This is a genomic window from Holdemanella porci (assembly GCF_019052655.1).
Taxonomy (GTDB): Bacteria; Bacillota_I; Bacilli_A; order Erysipelotrichales; family Erysipelotrichaceae; genus Holdemanella; species Holdemanella hominis.
Genome location: NZ_JAHQVB010000050.1, coordinates 1 through 15,983, shown reverse-complemented (window position 1 = coordinate 15,983; position 15,983 = coordinate 1). Strand labels below are relative to the sequence as shown.

Sequence of the window (15,983 nt, the reverse complement as noted above, 5' to 3'; positions counted from 1 at the left end):
TACCACTGGTGTAAATTTTCTCTTTTTGACTAGTCCTATTTATATGCTAACATCAAGTTGATGAAATATAGAATGTTATCTAATGAAGAAATGATAGATAGAGATAGATGTGAATGTGCATATAGAGCATATAAAAAGTTAAATTGGTTAAATGATAATAACAAAGATTTAGAACCTGATACATTTTTTAGCTCTCCGTATTACTATATTAAAGAAATGTGTAGAAAGTATGATATAGAAAATAATAATAATTATTATGTTAGTGATTTCAAAAGATTTGTAATATCAGAAAAGGATGAGGACTATTTAAATATGGACAATAATCGTGCTCAATACCTTAGAAAAGAATGGTTTTGTTTAAAATCAACAAAAGAGCATTATCAAAAGATATTTACTAACGAAGATGTATTATTTTATGTAGAGAGTGCTCATAAAATTGGTGCGTTTCATATTATACCTAAAAGATTTGGGTATTTGCCAAAATGTAAATGGCTTTTAGATGATGGTATAAGAGCTTTGATGGTGATTGAAGATAATTGGATAAGCATCAAAAGGAGTTATGGAAACATATCATTTGAAGAGTATAAAAGAAAGTTTATGTTAGAAGATGTTTATTATAATAGAAAATTGAGAAAAGAACTAATGATTGATTTTAATATGACATGGGAAGAACTGTTTGAAACATTGAAGAAATTAGCGATAGTGATTAATAATAGAACTGAATCGATTATTCGAAGATTAGAAGAAATGTAAGATGAGGTATTCTTACTATGAAAATATTTGTTGATGATAAAAGAGATTTTAGTGAAGTTCAATTATGTGGATATAATTGTGTTAGGACATATAAGCAATGTATAACGTTATTATCAGTGTTTAAAGATATTGATGCAATTACTTTGGATTATGACTTAGGGGGTGAAGAAACAGGATTAGACATTTTAATTTATATGAAGCAAAATAATATAAAGGTTCGAGAAATATATATACATAGTACTCATCTTGAAGGAGTTAAAGAAATGGAAAAATTTATAAAATATAATTTTAAAGATGTTGATTATTTATATTGTCCTTATAGTGAATAACGGTTGGTAAAAAGGATGTGATTAACAATGATTTATGTAATGAGCGATATTCATGGTATGTATGATAAATATATTGAAATGATGGATTTAATTGATTTAAAAGAGACAGACACATTATATATCTTAGGAGATATAATAGACAGAGGAGTAAACTCTATGAAAATTTTACAAGATATGATGAAAAGGTCTAATGTGTTTGGTATTTTTGGTAATCATGAATTAATGATGGCAGATTGTTTTAATATTATTACGCAAGAAATTACAAATGAGTTCTTAGACAGTTTTGATGAAGAAAAACTAATGAAATTATCTGATTGGATGAATAATGGAGCATTCCAAACAATCCAAGAATTTAAAAAATTAAGTAAAGAAGAACAAAAAGACATTATTGAATATTTAATGGAGTTTACAGCTTATGAAGAAGTTGAAGTGAAAGGAAGATATTATCTTTTAGTTCATGCAGGATTAGGTGATTTTAGTGAGGAAAAATCACTAGATGAATATGATGTAAATGATTTTGTTTGGAAACGTCCTGATTGGGATATTCCATACTTCACAGACCCTAATAAGTTTGTAGTTGTAGGTCACACTCCAACATTAGGTATTAATGGAAAACCTGAAATATTTTATAAAAATAATTTCATAGCAATTGATTGTGGTGCTTGTTTTGAAAATGGTACGTTAGCATGTTTGTGCTTAGATACTATGGAAGAATTTTATGTTTAAGTAAACTTTTTCTATTAATCTACAATCGTGTGGTTGACAAAATGAAAGTAGTGTACCCGTTTTATTAATCTGTTATAATTAAAAAGCCAAAGAAAGTTAATGTCTAAGCAGTCATTTGGAACTTTGTTTGGCGACATCCTCACCGAATGGCTGCTTAGACATGTTGAGGATGTTTTTTTATGTCTAATTTTGAAAATCCTTTTAAGGATTTTGTTTTTAGTTTACCCGAAGATAAACTAGATCTTTTAATTGAATGCATCAACAATAGAAAAGATTATGATTTATATGGCGTTACTGCATATGGCGGAAAAATGGTGCGCGTGTAGAGCACCATCGGTGTATCTGTAGCGGTCAATCGGTGTGTCAAATTTTTTGATTTCTTAGTGATTCACCTTTGAATTCCAAGCGATATGCTTTACATAGAACTCGATCTAAACACGCGTCAGCGTATGTACAATCCTTAAATAAATCGTACCATTCTTTTACCGGGATTTGAGAAACCAACACTGTCGATTTTCTTCCTTCCCTTGAATTGAGAATTTCAAATAGATGTCTATATTTTTCAACATCAAGATTCATAAGTCCAAAATCATCTGTAATCAGTAGGTCTACTTGTGCTATATTTTCCATAATACCTAAAAATTTAAGTGAATCCTCCGCTTGTTCATGTGCGCTGAGTTCCATTATTAAATCACATGCTGTCCCACCAATCACAACATACTGATTTTCAAAACCTTTGAACCACTCTTTAAATTTAGTGAACCCATTTATCATTTTTCATTTAGCTCTCTTTCTATACATTCATCTATAGCTTCTTCAATTCGCTCATCTACAATTTCTCTCAAAGATAATGCCACAGATAAACCATCCGCCACATTATCATCTGAAAATAATTTTGGATCATAGCCCCATAATTCAAGTCGAATCTGTTTATTTGGATCTACCAATTCATTTTCCATTTGATTTATATCCATTTTTTGTTCATCAATCGCATATGTTATTAATTTGGAAGGATTCAACATTGAATTTTTGGCCAAAGCACTCTCTGATGCAAGAACCATATTTTCATCAATTCTTGATTTTTCAATATAGCCATATTTCCGAACCGGATCTAACAAGAAAGGTTTTGCCCTTTCAAACAATTCTCTTCTATCATATTTTGATTCAATCACTTTATTAACGCCATCTTTATACACCAAAAATAAGTCACTTGCTTCTAATTGTTTGACCGCTCTTGATAATGTCATTGCTGAATAAGGAAGCTTCTTTCCAACATTTGCGACATACAATTTATTTTGTCTATTATATAAATACATCAAAAACAATTGTTGTGTAGAAAACATAAATTTTTCTTTATACAATGCATTATTTTTCTCTTCCATTAACAGTGTCCCAATAAAAGGAAGAAATACTTGTTTTTCTGTCATAAAAGGTATATTACTTTCTAACATTCCTTTTCTTCTAAAATCAGACAAATTTTTTAAATAAAATGCGACAGGTACATCATCAATTTTTTGAATCTTTTCTATATGCTTTTTCATAGCCGGAAGTGTTGGCAAATCACCAATGGGACTCATCATCACGATAAATCGATTATTTGAAACAATAGCTTCATCAATCTCATAATTACCAGCTACATAAAGTGGTAACGCTTGTTTTTTATCCCATGACTTATAATTTATTGTCAATCTAAATACATCTGTTTTCATGTTATCGCAGCCTCCTTTTTAACTCTATCATTTCCATTTTAACTTTAGTAACGTTAAATATAAAGTTTTTACGTTAAATTGCGATATCCTTCATAATCCTATCCTTTTAAGTATAATAAAAGGCAAAAACGTCAACAATTTCAAGTTTACAAAGTACGTTTTTGCCATAAATATTATATTCGATTAAGAAAAAGACATAAATCTTTTCTTTTAATCTAATAATAAGTTTTCATATTGAATATAGTTTCTTAAAAAAGTAACACCTGCTAAGGCTAATGCACAGCCAAGTCCTGAATAGAAAAAGGCAATAAAGATATCTGGAAAGATACCTGCTGCTCTAAATCCAATTCCTCCACCCATCATACAAGCCATGATCATGTAGGCTTTTAAATCAAAGAAGTGCCAGAATGGACGTGTTGCTTCATATCCCATAATTCGCTTTGTGTGTTTCTGACTCATCTTGAAAAACATCATTCCAAATGCACAGAACACAACAATTGTTAAAATATATAAATACCATTTCGATTCAATTACACGATACGATAGTACACCAAGTCGTGCGACATTAAATCCTGCAATCAACCATACAATTCCTGCTATTAACAAAAGAGTTCTTTTCTTTACATGAAACATAAGTATGCCCTCCTAAATCGTTCAATTTAGAACGATTATATAAATTTTCATTCTTTCTGTCAACACTTATATTGAATCATATATAAGACTTAAAAGCTCTTTACATACTTTAATGAATCAAATATTTTTCAAATGCCTTTTCGGCATCTAAATGTACAGACTTAAAGAAAATAATGGTCCATATAATATAGGTAGGTATTGCGATATAAGAAGATATAAAATTCGAAAGGACGGCTCCTATACTTAGAATCACAAAATAGATGAAGCATTGATTACGCATATCTCTAGAAATATTAGCTTTATCATATTTTTCCGGATGATTTAGTATACGAAATCCAGAAACAAATTGTGCCCCTTTTTCTTTCAGCAACGCAAACATTATTCCTAAAATAAGAAAGAATACTGCCAAAATAATACATGCCGCAAATCCAACATTCATAATAATCACCACTTTTATTATACACTTTGAAACAACTTTCTGATTTTTTACATTTATTTTCATTTTAGGGTTGCCACTTACAAAAAAATGGTGTATCCTATGCATATGAACACTTCAAGACATTATTACTTTTACTTTAAATAGCCCTGAGAAAAGCCATATGTATACGATGGTTATTTTTAAGTTTCAGGGCATTCAAAAAGCATTTCTTCTTCGAAATGCTTTTTTTAACATTTAAAGAGCTGTTCTAGAAAAGAGGAAATGATATGAAATACGGATTGATAGGTGAGCACTTGGGGCATAGTTTCTCCAAACAAATTCAGACAAGAATTGCAGAGATTGAGAACGTAAAAGATTATGACTACCAATTGGTGGAATTAGATAAAGAAGAATTCAAAGAATTTATGGAAAAGAAAGATTTCACAGGAATCAATGTGACTATTCCATATAAAAAGGATGTCATTCCTTATTTAGATGAAATGGATGAAAGTGCTAAAGCCATTGGTGCTGTCAATACAATCATCAATGTAGATGGCAAATTAAAAGGGTACAATACAGACTTTGGTGGATTCTTATATATGGTTAAAGCCCACAACGTACATATGGAAGGCAAAAAAGTCTTGATTATTGGTAACGGTGGTGCATGTGCTGCTGTTAAAGCCGTTTGCGAACATGAAAACGCAAAAGCCATTGTGATTGTTTCGAGAAGCTCAGATCGTGGTGCCATTGGATATGATGAAATGTACACATCACATTTAGATGCAGATATTGTCGTCAATACAAGTCCAGTGGGAATGTTTCCAAATATTACGAATGCACCAATTGATGTAAGCTGGTTCCATAAATTAGAATGTGTATTAGATGTTGTATACAACCCAATTCTTACGCGTTTATGTTTTGAAGCTCAAGAAGCCGACATCAAACGTGTAATTGGTTTGGAAATGTTGATTGCACAAGCCAAATATACATTTGAAATTTTCGAGAACATGTCTTTTGATGATTCAATCATTGATGAAATCAAAAAAGAAATGTTGAAAGATCGTTGTAACATCGTATTAATTGGTATGCCAAGTGCAGGGAAAACAACAATTGGTAAAATGCTTGAAGAAAAGCTTGGAAAAGAATTCTTCGACTTAGATGATATGATCATCGCCAAAGCTGGAAAAAGCATTCCAGAAATCTTCCAGGAATCTGGTGAAGCAGGATTTAGAGCCATTGAAACAGAAGTTGCGATTGAAGCAAGCAAGATGAACAATAAAATCATTGCGACTGGTGGTGGTACCATTAAACATAAAGTCAATATGGACTTCTTGCGTTTAAATGGAATCACAATTTTCATTGATCGTGATGTTGATAAATTAATCAGCTCCGATCCAAATAGACCACTATCGAGTTCTAAACTAGCCCTTCAACAAATGCATAAAGAAAGATACCCATTGTATCAAAAATATGCTGCTTATGTAGCTGTCAATAATACGAATATTGAAGAAACGGTTGATGATATTGTGAATGCCTATCACAGCATTTTGATTGATGCAGTTGCAGATTAACTTCTCATTTTCTTTTATAAAGGAGAAATCATATGGAAAATCAAGTTACTCAATTATTAAAAGCTATGGTAAAACCAGACTATACAGCTTGTAGCTATGCCTTTATGCAGGATGGAAAAATTGTCTGTGCCGATGCGATTGGTGTCATCGACAAAATCAACAATCAATCCATCACGACGGATTGTACATTTAATGTATGTTCGATATCTAAAATCTATTGTACCGTATGTGTTATGCAGTTAGTGGATGAAGGATTGCTTCAACTTGAAGATAAAGTTGCAGATATTCTTCCTCAATTTACAATGAAAGATGAAAGATACAAAGATATTACAGTACGCATGTGCCTAGATCATTCGAGTGGACTTCCAGGGACACAATGGAAACATTTTAGTGTGAGTACCACTTCTAAGTTTAACTACTATAGCGAAGTATTAAACTATTTATCAAACAGCACCCTAAAAGCAGATCCAGGAACTTACAGTACCTATTGTAATGATGGATTCACATTAGCTGAAATGGTCGTTTCAAAAGTTCGTAAAATGCCTTATGAAGATGTCTTAAGAAAATATATTACAGAAAAGATTGACGCAAATAGCACCAATACGACATATATAATCAATTCAGATTATCCTTTAGTTTCTGAAGGTAAGAAACCAAAAGAATACTTCCCAATTCAAGGAGCTGGTGGCATCACCACTTCTATGATTGATTTATGTAAATTTGGACAAATATTTCTAGAGCCTAATTCTATTATTAGTGAAAAGTCAAAAGCTTTAATGGCTAAATCTTGGGGAACTACATTTCTAGAATCGGATCTAGGCGCCATTGATTTTGGCTTAGGTTGGGACTTAGTCAGACACCATGATCCAGACTATGATTTTGGTGACGGCGTTTTAGCCAAAGGTGGAAACAGTATGTTCTTTAGTTCAAGACTGATCATTGTTCCTAAATACAATGCCGTATTAGCATTAAGTGAAACACATGATTGCGGATTCGATGTTCCTACAACTTTAATGCGCTTATTCAATACCTATTTAGAACCAAATACATATCCAGATTATTCAGGAATTTATGCCCATGCCTTTGGCTTACAAAAAATCACAACCATAAAATCAAGTATGGTTGTGCAAGATAAAACGGAAAAAGGCTGGGTCATGAGTGATTTGTTGGATTATGCAGATGGTAAATGGACAAATGAAAAAGGAAATCAAATCTTCTTTGAAGAAGACTATCTTTTAAAGACAACAAGAAATCGTACGGTTGCGTTTGCACAAAAAGCAAAAAAACAAGAACTAAACTCAGTCTGGAAATCCAGATTAAACAAAAAATATATTGTGTGTGATACAACTTAGTAAGTAGAATGTACCATTGCTGGCACAAACCCTCGCAGAACCGTACGTGCGGTTTTCCCGCATACGGCTCCCAGTACATATTCAATATGCTGTATCAGAATACAACTTAATATAGATTTTCGGGTTAACAATTGGATTTTCTTTTAGTAACTTATTGAAATAAGTGTCCCATGTTAATCTTCTTCTATTGCCTCTGCTGCGCAAAACTTTAAACAACATTCTTATAATATGCCATCGAAATCTACATAAACATTTATAATTATCAGATACACCATAATATTGATAATGACCTCTTAAAGACCTGTTTATGGTACAGATAATCTCTTTGACTTTATGATGTCTAATGTGTTTTAACCACATCGATGCTTTACGCATTTTAGCACTTAGTTTCTTACCATCCGTCTTTAATTTCACAGTAAATTTATGTGTGAACTTGGTTTGAGATAAATAGAAAGTGAAGCCAAGAAAACTGAATGTATTAGGTTTTCCTTTAATCCCTTTCTTTTCCATATCACTTTTAGTAAATCTACCGAATGCAATGATTCTTGTTTTATTTTCTGCTACTTCTAGTCCAAATTTATCAAGCCTAGTTATCAGACTATAGTAATATCTCTCAGCGTCATCTTTATATTGAAAGCATATTTGACTGTCATCCGCATAGCGAACATAATATACTTCACCTCTTGATTTAGGTTTTACAATCTTTTCCACCCATAAGTCTTGTACAAAGTGTAAATATATATTTGCTAAAATCGGAGAAATTATACCTCCTTGTGGCGTTCCTTTATCGGTCTCATAGTACATCTCATTTTCTATGATGCCACTTTTGAGAAATCGATTAATCAGTTCAATAAACCTTCTATCATCGATTCTATACTCAAGAAATTTTATCATCCACTCATGGTCAATATTATCAAAGAATCCTTTGATATCGGCATCAACTATGTAGTTCACCTTCCTGGTTACAATCATGTTTCTAAGGTAAGTAACTGCTTGATGGCAGTTACGATTTGGCCTAAACCCATACGATTCATTAATAAACATACGTTCATAAATCTCATTTAATATTTCGGCCATTACATATTGAACTATTTTGTCTTCAAGACACGGAATACCTAAAGGTCTTTTCTTATTTGACCCTGGTTTCGGTATATACACTCTTCTAGAAGGCAGTGGCTTATACGTCATATGAACCAATCTTTCATAGAGATTGTGTATATTGGTATCAAGATCATGCATGTAATTATCGACAGTGACGCCATCAATTCCTACAGCCTTTCTTTTATTAAGTTTAAAGAATGCTCTCTTAAGATTATCTTCACTAAGATATCTTGCTAGATTTTGAACTTTCCTTTCCGGATGTACTGATACAAACGTACCTATATTTGATATATTATTATTCATTAGATTCACCTCTTCGTGTGTAAGATAATAATCTATATCAAACACTATATACTGCCATCGCTTGGCTCCATTGTTTTATCAACAACTTCTTAGCTACTATCAATGGCTCTGACTCCTTGATAGTCATTTGATTTCCTTTATGTGCTAAATATTGTTAATCATACGATATTTATCGAACTATCAAGGCCTCCCAAGTTGTACTTATTTATTATTGTTATGCTCATCGAGTTCAATATTCCGTCTAGTCTTAATAATCCTCACCAATGCGGATTATAAGTACTGCCTACGTCTCATAGTACAGAATCGGCTCTAGATTTTATCCCATTATTTTATGGGTGACGACTTTTCGAAACTTGTTAAACTTCATTTTCAATTTCGATTTTCACAACTCCCTATCCTACGCTTAAATCTAGTCTCACGATGTCGACTCCAAGGACTTGGTAATGGCTGTTGGTTAGACTTTGCCATGCGATATTCTTATCGCTATAAATAAGCACCTTACAAACAACGTTACTAATAACATTGAGTGAAACAACTTAATGTTTTCTTGGCGCACACTATGATATTGTCACAAACCAAATGTTATGCAGTGTTGAATTTAACAGAACAGAAGATACAATGTCATTGATTGTCCATGGCAATAAATCCGAATCCGTCGTATCTGAATTTCCAATTGAAGTAATCGATGATACGCATGCCCAAAGCTATTTAAATACGCCTTGTAACGGTTCTAGAGATCGTATTGAGCCTTACTTTGAAGATGGTAAATTATATTGTGCAAGCTACACCTATATTTGTGAAGATGATATCGAACCATATAATTCTCAATTGTTTGAAAAAGAAAATAAAGTCTACAAAATCAACAACACTTTAGAAGTCTTACCAACTATTTGTGAAAATCATCGAATTCTAGTATTAGACTCAAATGGAGATCTATACTATGATTCAATGGATGTCGAAGAATATAAACCTATTGAATCTGGATTCATCATCTTGGTTTAACCTTAATGTGGATGGAGGTAATATACTCCTCCACTTTTTTTGTTTCATGAATATCAATCAATAAAAATTCTAAGAATGGACCATCAACTGTATAATTGTGTTCTTTAATCCAATCTTGCATTTTATTAAACAATTGATTCGTTCGATCATATTCCCCTGAATAAGTATATGTACAATACATACCTTCATCTAGAATAAAGTCATGTTTTTCTTCTTGAGTTAAAATAAATACACTTGTATACACATACTCATTATTTTTATATTCAACAACACTGCCTGAATCCATATTTCCTAATACAGAAATATCTTCTTCCATCGATTCACTTAGTTTCGTCAATAAAAAGTCAATTTTTTCATCTTGATCAATTTTTTCTTTTAAATACCGACAATATCTTTTTGGATATACTTCAATCTTACATGTATCAAATTCAATATACTGGGTACGATTCAAATCTTCAATTCGCGTTTGAATGGAACTTAGGGTTGTATTCAATTCTTGAATCTGTCTTTGAATCAATCTTTCTTCTTCTTTTAAAAACACAATTGTATTATTCACACTACGATTATCTAAGTATTCTTTGATTTGATGCGTATCATACCCTAATTTTAAACAATCTCGAATAATATTTAAAATATAGATATCATTCAGTGTGTATAATCGATAATTTGATTTTGATCGCATTGGACAAATTAAACCTACTTCTTCATAATATCTTAAAGAGTCTGTTTTAATATTGTATAATTTTGCGATTTCATTGATTTTATAATATTTTTTCATGTAGCCACCCTTGACCTTAGTATTATACCAAGGTTTACACTTAACTTGGTGATTTTATGTTGAAACAATATCTTAAATTTGTCATACCATCCATATGTTCGATGGTTATCTTTAATCTATATACCTTAGTTGACGGTATATTCGTTGCCCACTATGAAGGCGATACGGCATTAGCCTCCATAAACGTGGCAAGTCCATATGTCACAACCATTTTCTCCATTGGAGTCTTATTTGCGATTGGATCAAGTACAGTGATGTCCATTTATCGAGGTGCGAATGAAGAAAGAAAAATGCATGAAGTATTCACAATGAATACCATCACAATTTCATGTATAGCTTTATGTATTGCGATTTTATCTTTTATAAACTCACATCACATTACAGAATTTTTAGGTGCAAACGAAGATGTGTTTTTTTATGCAGATACATACATCAAAGTATTATCCTGCTTCTCCTTCTTTTACATTGTATCCTATTGTTTCGAAGTCCTTTTAAAGGCCGATGGCTTCCCCCAAAAATCCATAATGGGTATTTGTCTAGGAGCTGGCACAAACTTAATTCTTGACCCTTTATTTATGGGAACTTTTAACATGGGGATTGGTGGTGCTGCCTTAGCTACAGGTTTATCTCAACTTGTGACTTTCTGCTTCTTCTTTTATCATTTTGCGTTTAGTCATAAATCACATTTCCATTTTGTGAAGGCAAACTATCCTTGGCATGAATATTCTAGAATTTTATCTTTAGGCCTTCCCGATTGTATTTCTGAAATTTCTCCAGGCATAATGATTACAGTATTTAATTATCGCATCAACCAATTACTTGGTACGGATGGATTAGTTACTTTTACTGTCTTGATGTATATTTATAATCTTGTATTGATGGTGATGGTTGGAACCAGTCAAGGAACACAGCCTTTAGTTAGTTATTACTATGGTCGAAACGATAAAAAATCCGTTTCAACTTTTCATAAATATGCACGTATTTTAGTCTCTTGTGCTGGAGTTTTATTATTCTTAATTGTAGAAGTGTTTGCACCAAATATCACGGCTGCTTTTATTCCAGTAAATACAGAAAACTACTTTAATACCATTTTAGCATTACGTCAATTTAGCTATGTCTTCTTGATTATGGGACATGTCGTGATCACAAGCGGCTACATGGTCGCTTTAGAAGAGCCAAGAAAAGCCTTTGTGCTTTCGATTTCTCGTGGCATTCTCTTTGTCTTATTATCCCTATTTGTTTGTACAACATTATTTAAGGAAAATGGAATTTGGATCAGTTGTACAGTCTCTGAAATCTTCTGTTTAGGGATTGCCCTATATGATTTAAAATCACAAAGAAAAATATAAAAGAAGACAGATATTCATTTTGATTTTGAATATCTGTCTTTTTCAATATTAGATACCTAAAAACAAATGGCAGAACAAAGCAGCAAGTAATGCACCTACAAAAGGAGCAATTCCTGGAACTAATAGTCCATATTGCCAATCATTATTGGCTTTATTTTTAATTGGTAATAATTGGAATGCCAAACGAGGTCCTAAATCACGAGCTTGATTCATCGCAAATCCAGTTGTTCCTCCAAGACCCATACCTACTGCCCATACAATAAGGCCTACGCCAATTGGTAGTTGTGTTTCATATTTGGTAGCAACAGCTAAAATGGCACTCAAGAAAATAGTTGTAGCGATTGTTTCGACAAAGAAGTTTCGAGGTAGATTTCTGCAGTTTGGATTGGTAGAGAAAATATTACGAATGGCGATTGGGTTCACATTTCCTTCGCTTTCTGTAAAATGATCTTTATACATCACAAAACAAATTAAAGCTCCAACAAGGGCACCTAAAAATTCGGCAACAACGTATGGAATAAAACTAGTCCATGGAAGCATACCTAAAGCACATTGTGCAAGTACCATGGCAGGATTCATACAAACGCCACCAAAAATATATAGACAAACACTGATGCCAAAGGCCCATGTTGTGATCGCAAAGATGTGTCCACTTCCGTGATATTTTGTGTTTGTCAAAACTTCATCGCAGTGTACTCCGACACCAAATAAAATCATAAGTCCTGTTGATAAAAATTCCGCAATTAAATTATGTAACATAAATTCAAATTTCCTTCCTTAAATATTTACAACGACACCCAAGCCATCAGGAATGACGGCAACCTTGGCATCTTTTCCTTTTATTTCAAACGCTTTTTGTAGCGCTTCATCTACGCTTGTAGCTAAATCCATATGCATATCTTTCACAAGTTGTGGATCTACTAAATCGGAAACCAAGATCACTTTGTGATGTGCTAAAATACGCGCACAGATTTGTGATGTCCATTGATCTGGAACGGTTTCTAAACGTGGAGTATGAATGGCTTTTTGTTCAAATTCTTCTGGATCTTTCACATCTGCAATATTATGATAGAATCCAATACCTCCATGTCCATCACGACATCCTGCAATCATGATGATAATGCCATCTGGATTTAATGTAGCTTCAGCAGCTGTCATTCCTTTGATTGCCTGATAAATATTTTGATCCAAAGGATATCCACCATTCGTACTGATTGCGATATCACAATCTACTTTATTTACACTTGCCAAAGAACGAACAAAATCACAACCTTTTTCATGAGCTTTTTCCATATCTCCCGCAAAAGAACCAATAATTTCATGATTTCCATTTAATACAACATTGACAATAAAGGCTAGTTTGGCCGTTCTTGCCGCATACACCATATCTTCATGAATCAAATTGTGCTGCAAATTACCTGGACGTGACATTTTATCATTGATAAATTCACCACTGTGATTTGCCATGATTGTTTTATAAGATGCAATGCCTGGCAACACAGATTTTCTTCCTCCAGAGAATCCTGCAAAGAAGTGTGCTTCAATAAAGCCTTCAGAAATCAATAAATCAGCTTCCGCTGCAACCTTGTTGATAATGCAGTCTCCTCCACTTGGTAACTGTCCAATTTTTACCATCGAAGAATCATCTGTAGATACGTGCATAACAATTTCTTCATTTTTTACAATGTCTTCTCCATATTTAGCCACAAGCTCTTCATGCGTACTTTCTCTATGGAATCCTGTCGCAACTAAAATACGAATACGTGCATCGGGTGACACACTACGAATTCTTCTTAAAAGAATAGGGGTAATAATTCTTGAAGGCACTGGACGCGTGTGATCTGAACTAATAATGACCACATTTTTCTTGCCTTTCGCAAGTTCTTCTAAGCTTTTTGAACCAATGGGATGATTCAAAGATTGTTCCACAATTTCATTTTCTGAAAGTGTAGTTTTATAATCACTTTGTCTTCCCTCTAAAACACCAGCTAAATTCTTATCTTCTAATTTGATTTTCATTTGACCTTTATCATAAGGCACATTCATTTCAAACATTTTTATCTCTCCTTTTTTTTCAGGGATTAATATAATCCGAAACATTCAATCGCGAAACACCATCCGTTGTTAACGTTTGTTGTTTCGCGAAATTTAGAGTATTGTTATAATTCAAAACCGGTAAAGGAGAGCGAATATGGACAATGAGTACTTATTAAACTTTTTAAAAGAAAAAAATGTAGCAACCATCAAGAAAAAGAAACATACCTATTTAACGTATTATGGACTTGAACAACAAGATACTTATGTATTAAAAGATGGTGTCGTCAAGACAAGTGTCATTTTACCAGATGGTCGTGAATTCAACATTTCTTACATCAACACCCCAGACATACTATCTTTATTAAGAGATCAAGTAAGTCAATATACATCCGCACCATTCAATGTTCGTATTGAAAGTGATGTGGCAACATTTTATCGTATTCCTAGAGTTTTATTTTGGGATTATGTGAGTCAAGATAAAGAGCTACAGGATTATGTCAATTCTTATTATAGAGAAAAATTGTCTGAAGCTATTTTTCGCCAACAAATCATGATGATGAATGGAAAAACAGGTGCAATATGCTCCTTCTTATATCAATTGATTGATTTATTTGGTCGAAAAGTAGAGGCAGGTACTCTTATTGATTTTCAAATCACAAATGATGATATTGCAGGATTTTGTGGAATCTCCACTCGTAATAGCGTGAGTCGAATTATCTGTAAATTAAAAGAGGAAGGCATCATTAAAATTGTGAATCAAAAAATATTAATTTTAGATGTAGATTTCTTAAAACAATATGTACAATGTTAAGTATTGATATGTCCATACATCCTTACCAAGTATTTTTAGAAGAAGAGGTATTTAACGATGAATAGTATCACAAGAAAACTAGTATCATGCGCTTTATGCATCGCTTTAGGTGTATTGCTTCCTATGGCATTTCATGTTATCCCAAATGCTGGAAGCATATTCTTACCAATGCACATTCCAGTATTGGTTTGCGGACTATTTTGTGGATGGCCATATGGTTTGGCATGTGGAATTTTAACACCTTTCATTTCAAGCGTAACAACAGGTATGCCACCTGCAATGATTTTGCCACAAATGATGGTTGAATTAGCTGTATATGGTTTAGTTACTGGTTTGTGTGCAAGTTATATTCCTGTTAAAAATGAAATGACAAAATTATATATGAGTTTGATTATTGCGATGCTTGCAGGAAGAATCATGAACGGTTTAGTCAATACATGTATTCTTAGTACACAAGGCTATACATTATCTGTATTTATGAGTGCTAGTTTTATTACTTGTCTTCCAGGTATCGTCATTCAACTGATTGTCATTCCTGTTTTGGTTCGTATTTTAAATAAAAGAATTCCTGCATAAAATCATATAAAAGGACCGAATTTTCAGATTATAGATCTGATATTCGGTCCTTTCTTATTGTCGATCAAAATATTTCTTACCAGAATCTGGATTAAAATTGTTTCGAATATACCTATCCGTGGATACAATCACAAATTCGTTGGTATCCTCTTTATAGTACACATCATCCCCATCTTCCTTTTCGGTTTTATGTAAGGACTCTGGATTATTGACTGCATCACTTGCAGCCATTTCATATTCTTCACTGGATACAAATCCCATTTCTTTTCCATGTTTTTCATAGTGAGACTCTAACAAATCTTCATTACGAAAATGGTATTCTTGATAATCAACGACAACTTGTTTTTGTTCCTTAACTTCACATCCTATTGGAAGTACAAGTGAGAATATACAAAGAAATAAGAGTAAATATTTGGCTTAACAGATATATTGGTGACTTGTTAATATAACTGACATTAATGATCGCTATTTAAGACTTAATGTATAGGTGTAAACGAAAGAGAGACTACACTTATGACAAGAACTTCAAAATATT

Annotated in this window: 19 protein-coding genes; 10 read left to right on the top strand and 9 right to left on the bottom strand. The window is 32.7% G+C overall.

From position 1 onward, the window contains the following. Positions 1 to 72 precede the first annotated feature (72 nt). The 4 genes from KTQ83_RS08995 to KTQ83_RS08980 all read left to right on the top strand — a co-directional run bounded on the left by KTQ83_RS08995 (position 73) and on the right by KTQ83_RS08980 (position 2,134). Complete coding sequence (locus KTQ83_RS08995) at positions 73 to 753, top strand: hypothetical protein (RefSeq protein WP_217256620.1); 681 nt, start codon at positions 73 to 75, stop codon at positions 751 to 753. Between the two features lie 17 nt (positions 754 to 770). Next, a complete protein-coding gene (locus KTQ83_RS08990; protein ID WP_217256619.1) occupies positions 771 to 1,082 on the top strand; it encodes a cyclic-phosphate processing receiver domain-containing protein in 312 nt (103 codons plus the stop codon). Between the two features lie 27 nt (positions 1,083 to 1,109). After that, complete coding sequence (locus KTQ83_RS08985; protein WP_217256618.1) at positions 1,110 to 1,808, top strand: metallophosphoesterase; 699 nt, start codon at positions 1,110 to 1,112, stop codon at positions 1,806 to 1,808. A 179-nt stretch (positions 1,809 to 1,987) separates the two neighbouring features. Further along, complete coding sequence (locus KTQ83_RS08980; RefSeq protein ID WP_217256617.1) at positions 1,988 to 2,134, top strand: hypothetical protein; 147 nt, start codon at positions 1,988 to 1,990, stop codon at positions 2,132 to 2,134. A 37-nt stretch (positions 2,135 to 2,171) separates the two neighbouring features. On the opposite strand, the gene KTQ83_RS08975 is transcribed toward KTQ83_RS08980, so the two are convergent. The 4 genes from KTQ83_RS08975 to KTQ83_RS08960 all read right to left on the bottom strand — a co-directional run bounded on the left by KTQ83_RS08975 (position 2,172) and on the right by KTQ83_RS08960 (position 4,652). After that, complete coding sequence (locus KTQ83_RS08975) at positions 2,172 to 2,582, bottom strand: ATP-binding protein (RefSeq protein WP_244975823.1); 411 nt, start codon at positions 2,580 to 2,582, stop codon at positions 2,172 to 2,174. Further along, positions 2,579 to 3,517 (bottom strand): MarR family transcriptional regulator, encoded by a 939-nt coding sequence (locus KTQ83_RS08970; protein WP_217256616.1) that lies wholly within the window; start codon positions 3,515 to 3,517, stop codon positions 2,579 to 2,581. Before KTQ83_RS08970 ends, KTQ83_RS08975 begins: the two co-directional genes overlap by 4 nt. A gap of 210 nt (positions 3,518 to 3,727) precedes the next feature. After that, positions 3,728 to 4,150, bottom strand: coding sequence for a hypothetical protein (locus tag KTQ83_RS12330; RefSeq protein ID WP_227402208.1), 423 nt, complete (start codon positions 4,148 to 4,150; stop codon positions 3,728 to 3,730). A gap of 109 nt (positions 4,151 to 4,259) precedes the next feature. Further along, positions 4,260 to 4,652 carry a DUF3784 domain-containing protein gene (locus KTQ83_RS08960; RefSeq protein WP_244975822.1) on the bottom strand — a complete coding sequence of 131 codons (393 nt, stop codon included), beginning with the start codon at positions 4,650 to 4,652 and terminating at the stop codon, positions 4,260 to 4,262. Positions 4,653 to 4,855: 203 nt separating this feature from the next. On the opposite strand from KTQ83_RS08960, the gene KTQ83_RS08955 reads away from it, so the two are divergent. Both KTQ83_RS08955 and KTQ83_RS08950 read left to right on the top strand, forming a co-directional pair. Continuing rightward, positions 4,856 to 6,139 (top strand): shikimate kinase, encoded by a 1,284-nt coding sequence (locus tag KTQ83_RS08955; protein WP_186998277.1) that lies wholly within the window; start codon positions 4,856 to 4,858, stop codon positions 6,137 to 6,139. Positions 6,140 to 6,171: 32 nt separating this feature from the next. Continuing rightward, positions 6,172 to 7,491: a serine hydrolase domain-containing protein gene (locus KTQ83_RS08950; protein ID WP_217256614.1), complete on the top strand. Its 1,320-nt coding sequence runs from the start codon at positions 6,172 to 6,174 to the stop codon at positions 7,489 to 7,491. An 81-nt stretch (positions 7,492 to 7,572) separates the two neighbouring features. Here the strand turns inward: KTQ83_RS08950 and ltrA are convergent, their stop codons facing one another. After that, positions 7,573 to 8,895, bottom strand: a complete 1,323-nt coding sequence (gene ltrA, locus KTQ83_RS08945) for a group II intron reverse transcriptase/maturase (protein ID WP_217256613.1) — start codon at positions 8,893 to 8,895, stop codon at positions 7,573 to 7,575. Between the two features lie 618 nt (positions 8,896 to 9,513). On the opposite strand from ltrA, the gene KTQ83_RS08940 reads away from it, so the two are divergent. After that, on the top strand, positions 9,514 to 9,897 hold the full coding sequence (locus KTQ83_RS08940) for a hypothetical protein (RefSeq protein WP_217256612.1): 384 nt from the start codon (positions 9,514 to 9,516) through the stop codon (positions 9,895 to 9,897). Here KTQ83_RS08940 and KTQ83_RS08935 read toward each other — a convergent pair. Beyond that, a complete protein-coding gene (locus KTQ83_RS08935; RefSeq protein ID WP_186998279.1) occupies positions 9,884 to 10,675 on the bottom strand; it encodes a MerR family transcriptional regulator in 792 nt (263 codons plus the stop codon). The genes KTQ83_RS08940 and KTQ83_RS08935 overlap by 14 nt on opposite strands. 56 nt (positions 10,676 to 10,731) lie before the next feature. Between KTQ83_RS08935 and KTQ83_RS08930 the strand changes: the two genes are divergently transcribed. After that, positions 10,732 to 12,024, top strand: coding sequence for an MATE family efflux transporter (locus KTQ83_RS08930; protein ID WP_217256611.1), 1,293 nt, complete (start codon positions 10,732 to 10,734; stop codon positions 12,022 to 12,024). Between the two features lie 48 nt (positions 12,025 to 12,072). Here KTQ83_RS08930 and larD read toward each other — a convergent pair whose 3' ends face one another. Both larD and larA read right to left on the bottom strand, forming a co-directional pair. Then, entirely contained in the window at positions 12,073 to 12,783 is a 711-nt protein-coding gene (larD, locus tag KTQ83_RS08925; RefSeq protein WP_117924101.1) for a D/L-lactic acid transporter LarD, read from the bottom strand. A gap of 18 nt (positions 12,784 to 12,801) precedes the next feature. Next, positions 12,802 to 14,079 (bottom strand): nickel-dependent lactate racemase, encoded by a 1,278-nt coding sequence (gene larA, locus KTQ83_RS08920; protein ID WP_117924099.1) that lies wholly within the window; start codon positions 14,077 to 14,079, stop codon positions 12,802 to 12,804. A 136-nt stretch (positions 14,080 to 14,215) separates the two neighbouring features. Here larA and KTQ83_RS08915 point away from each other — a divergent pair, with 136 nt between their 5' ends. Together KTQ83_RS08915 and KTQ83_RS08910 are read left to right on the top strand one after the other, a co-directional pair. Next, positions 14,216 to 14,872: a Crp/Fnr family transcriptional regulator gene (locus KTQ83_RS08915; RefSeq protein ID WP_117924097.1), complete on the top strand. Its 657-nt coding sequence runs from the start codon at positions 14,216 to 14,218 to the stop codon at positions 14,870 to 14,872. A 57-nt stretch (positions 14,873 to 14,929) separates the two neighbouring features. Further along, on the top strand, positions 14,930 to 15,448 hold the full coding sequence (locus KTQ83_RS08910) for an ECF transporter S component (RefSeq protein ID WP_217256924.1): 519 nt from the start codon (positions 14,930 to 14,932) through the stop codon (positions 15,446 to 15,448). 54 nt (positions 15,449 to 15,502) lie between these two features. Here the strand turns inward: KTQ83_RS08910 and KTQ83_RS08905 are convergent, their stop codons facing one another. Then, positions 15,503 to 15,745 (bottom strand): hypothetical protein, encoded by a 243-nt coding sequence (locus KTQ83_RS08905; RefSeq protein WP_186998283.1) that lies wholly within the window; start codon positions 15,743 to 15,745, stop codon positions 15,503 to 15,505. Positions 15,746 to 15,983: the final 238 nt, after the last annotated feature.

Excerpts from the sequence above, each read along its gene's own strand:
- larA (WP_117924099.1), bottom strand. The coding sequence starts at position 14,079 with ATGTTTGAAATGAATGTGCCTTATGATAAAGGTCAAATGAAAATCAAA.
- larD (WP_117924101.1), bottom strand. The coding sequence starts at position 12,783 with ATGTTACATAATTTAATTGCGGAATTTTTATCAACAGGACTTATGATT.
- KTQ83_RS08950 (WP_217256614.1), top strand. The coding sequence starts at position 6,172 with ATGGAAAATCAAGTTACTCAATTATTAAAAGCTATGGTAAAACCAGAC.
- KTQ83_RS08975 (WP_244975823.1), bottom strand. The coding sequence starts at position 2,582 with ATGATAAATGGGTTCACTAAATTTAAAGAGTGGTTCAAAGGTTTTGAA.
- KTQ83_RS12330 (WP_227402208.1), bottom strand. The coding sequence starts at position 4,150 with ATGTTTCATGTAAAGAAAAGAACTCTTTTGTTAATAGCAGGAATTGTA.
- KTQ83_RS08990 (WP_217256619.1), top strand. The coding sequence starts at position 771 with ATGAAAATATTTGTTGATGATAAAAGAGATTTTAGTGAAGTTCAATTA.
- KTQ83_RS08935 (WP_186998279.1), bottom strand. The coding sequence starts at position 10,675 with ATGAAAAAATATTATAAAATCAATGAAATCGCAAAATTATACAATATT.
- ltrA (WP_217256613.1), bottom strand. The coding sequence starts at position 8,895 with ATGAATAATAATATATCAAATATAGGTACGTTTGTATCAGTACATCCG.
- KTQ83_RS08995 (WP_217256620.1), top strand. The coding sequence starts at position 73 with ATGTTATCTAATGAAGAAATGATAGATAGAGATAGATGTGAATGTGCA.
- KTQ83_RS08940 (WP_217256612.1), top strand. The coding sequence starts at position 9,514 with ATGTCATTGATTGTCCATGGCAATAAATCCGAATCCGTCGTATCTGAA.
- KTQ83_RS08980 (WP_217256617.1), top strand. The coding sequence starts at position 1,988 with ATGTCTAATTTTGAAAATCCTTTTAAGGATTTTGTTTTTAGTTTACCC.
- KTQ83_RS08915 (WP_117924097.1), top strand. The coding sequence starts at position 14,216 with ATGGACAATGAGTACTTATTAAACTTTTTAAAAGAAAAAAATGTAGCA.
- KTQ83_RS08960 (WP_244975822.1), bottom strand. The coding sequence starts at position 4,652 with ATGAAAATAAATGTAAAAAATCAGAAAGTTGTTTCAAAGTGTATAATA.
- KTQ83_RS08955 (WP_186998277.1), top strand. The coding sequence starts at position 4,856 with ATGAAATACGGATTGATAGGTGAGCACTTGGGGCATAGTTTCTCCAAA.
- KTQ83_RS08985 (WP_217256618.1), top strand. The coding sequence starts at position 1,110 with ATGATTTATGTAATGAGCGATATTCATGGTATGTATGATAAATATATT.
- KTQ83_RS08930 (WP_217256611.1), top strand. The coding sequence starts at position 10,732 with ATGTTGAAACAATATCTTAAATTTGTCATACCATCCATATGTTCGATG.
- KTQ83_RS08970 (WP_217256616.1), bottom strand. The coding sequence starts at position 3,517 with ATGAAAACAGATGTATTTAGATTGACAATAAATTATAAGTCATGGGAT.
- KTQ83_RS08910 (WP_217256924.1), top strand. The coding sequence starts at position 14,930 with ATGAATAGTATCACAAGAAAACTAGTATCATGCGCTTTATGCATCGCT.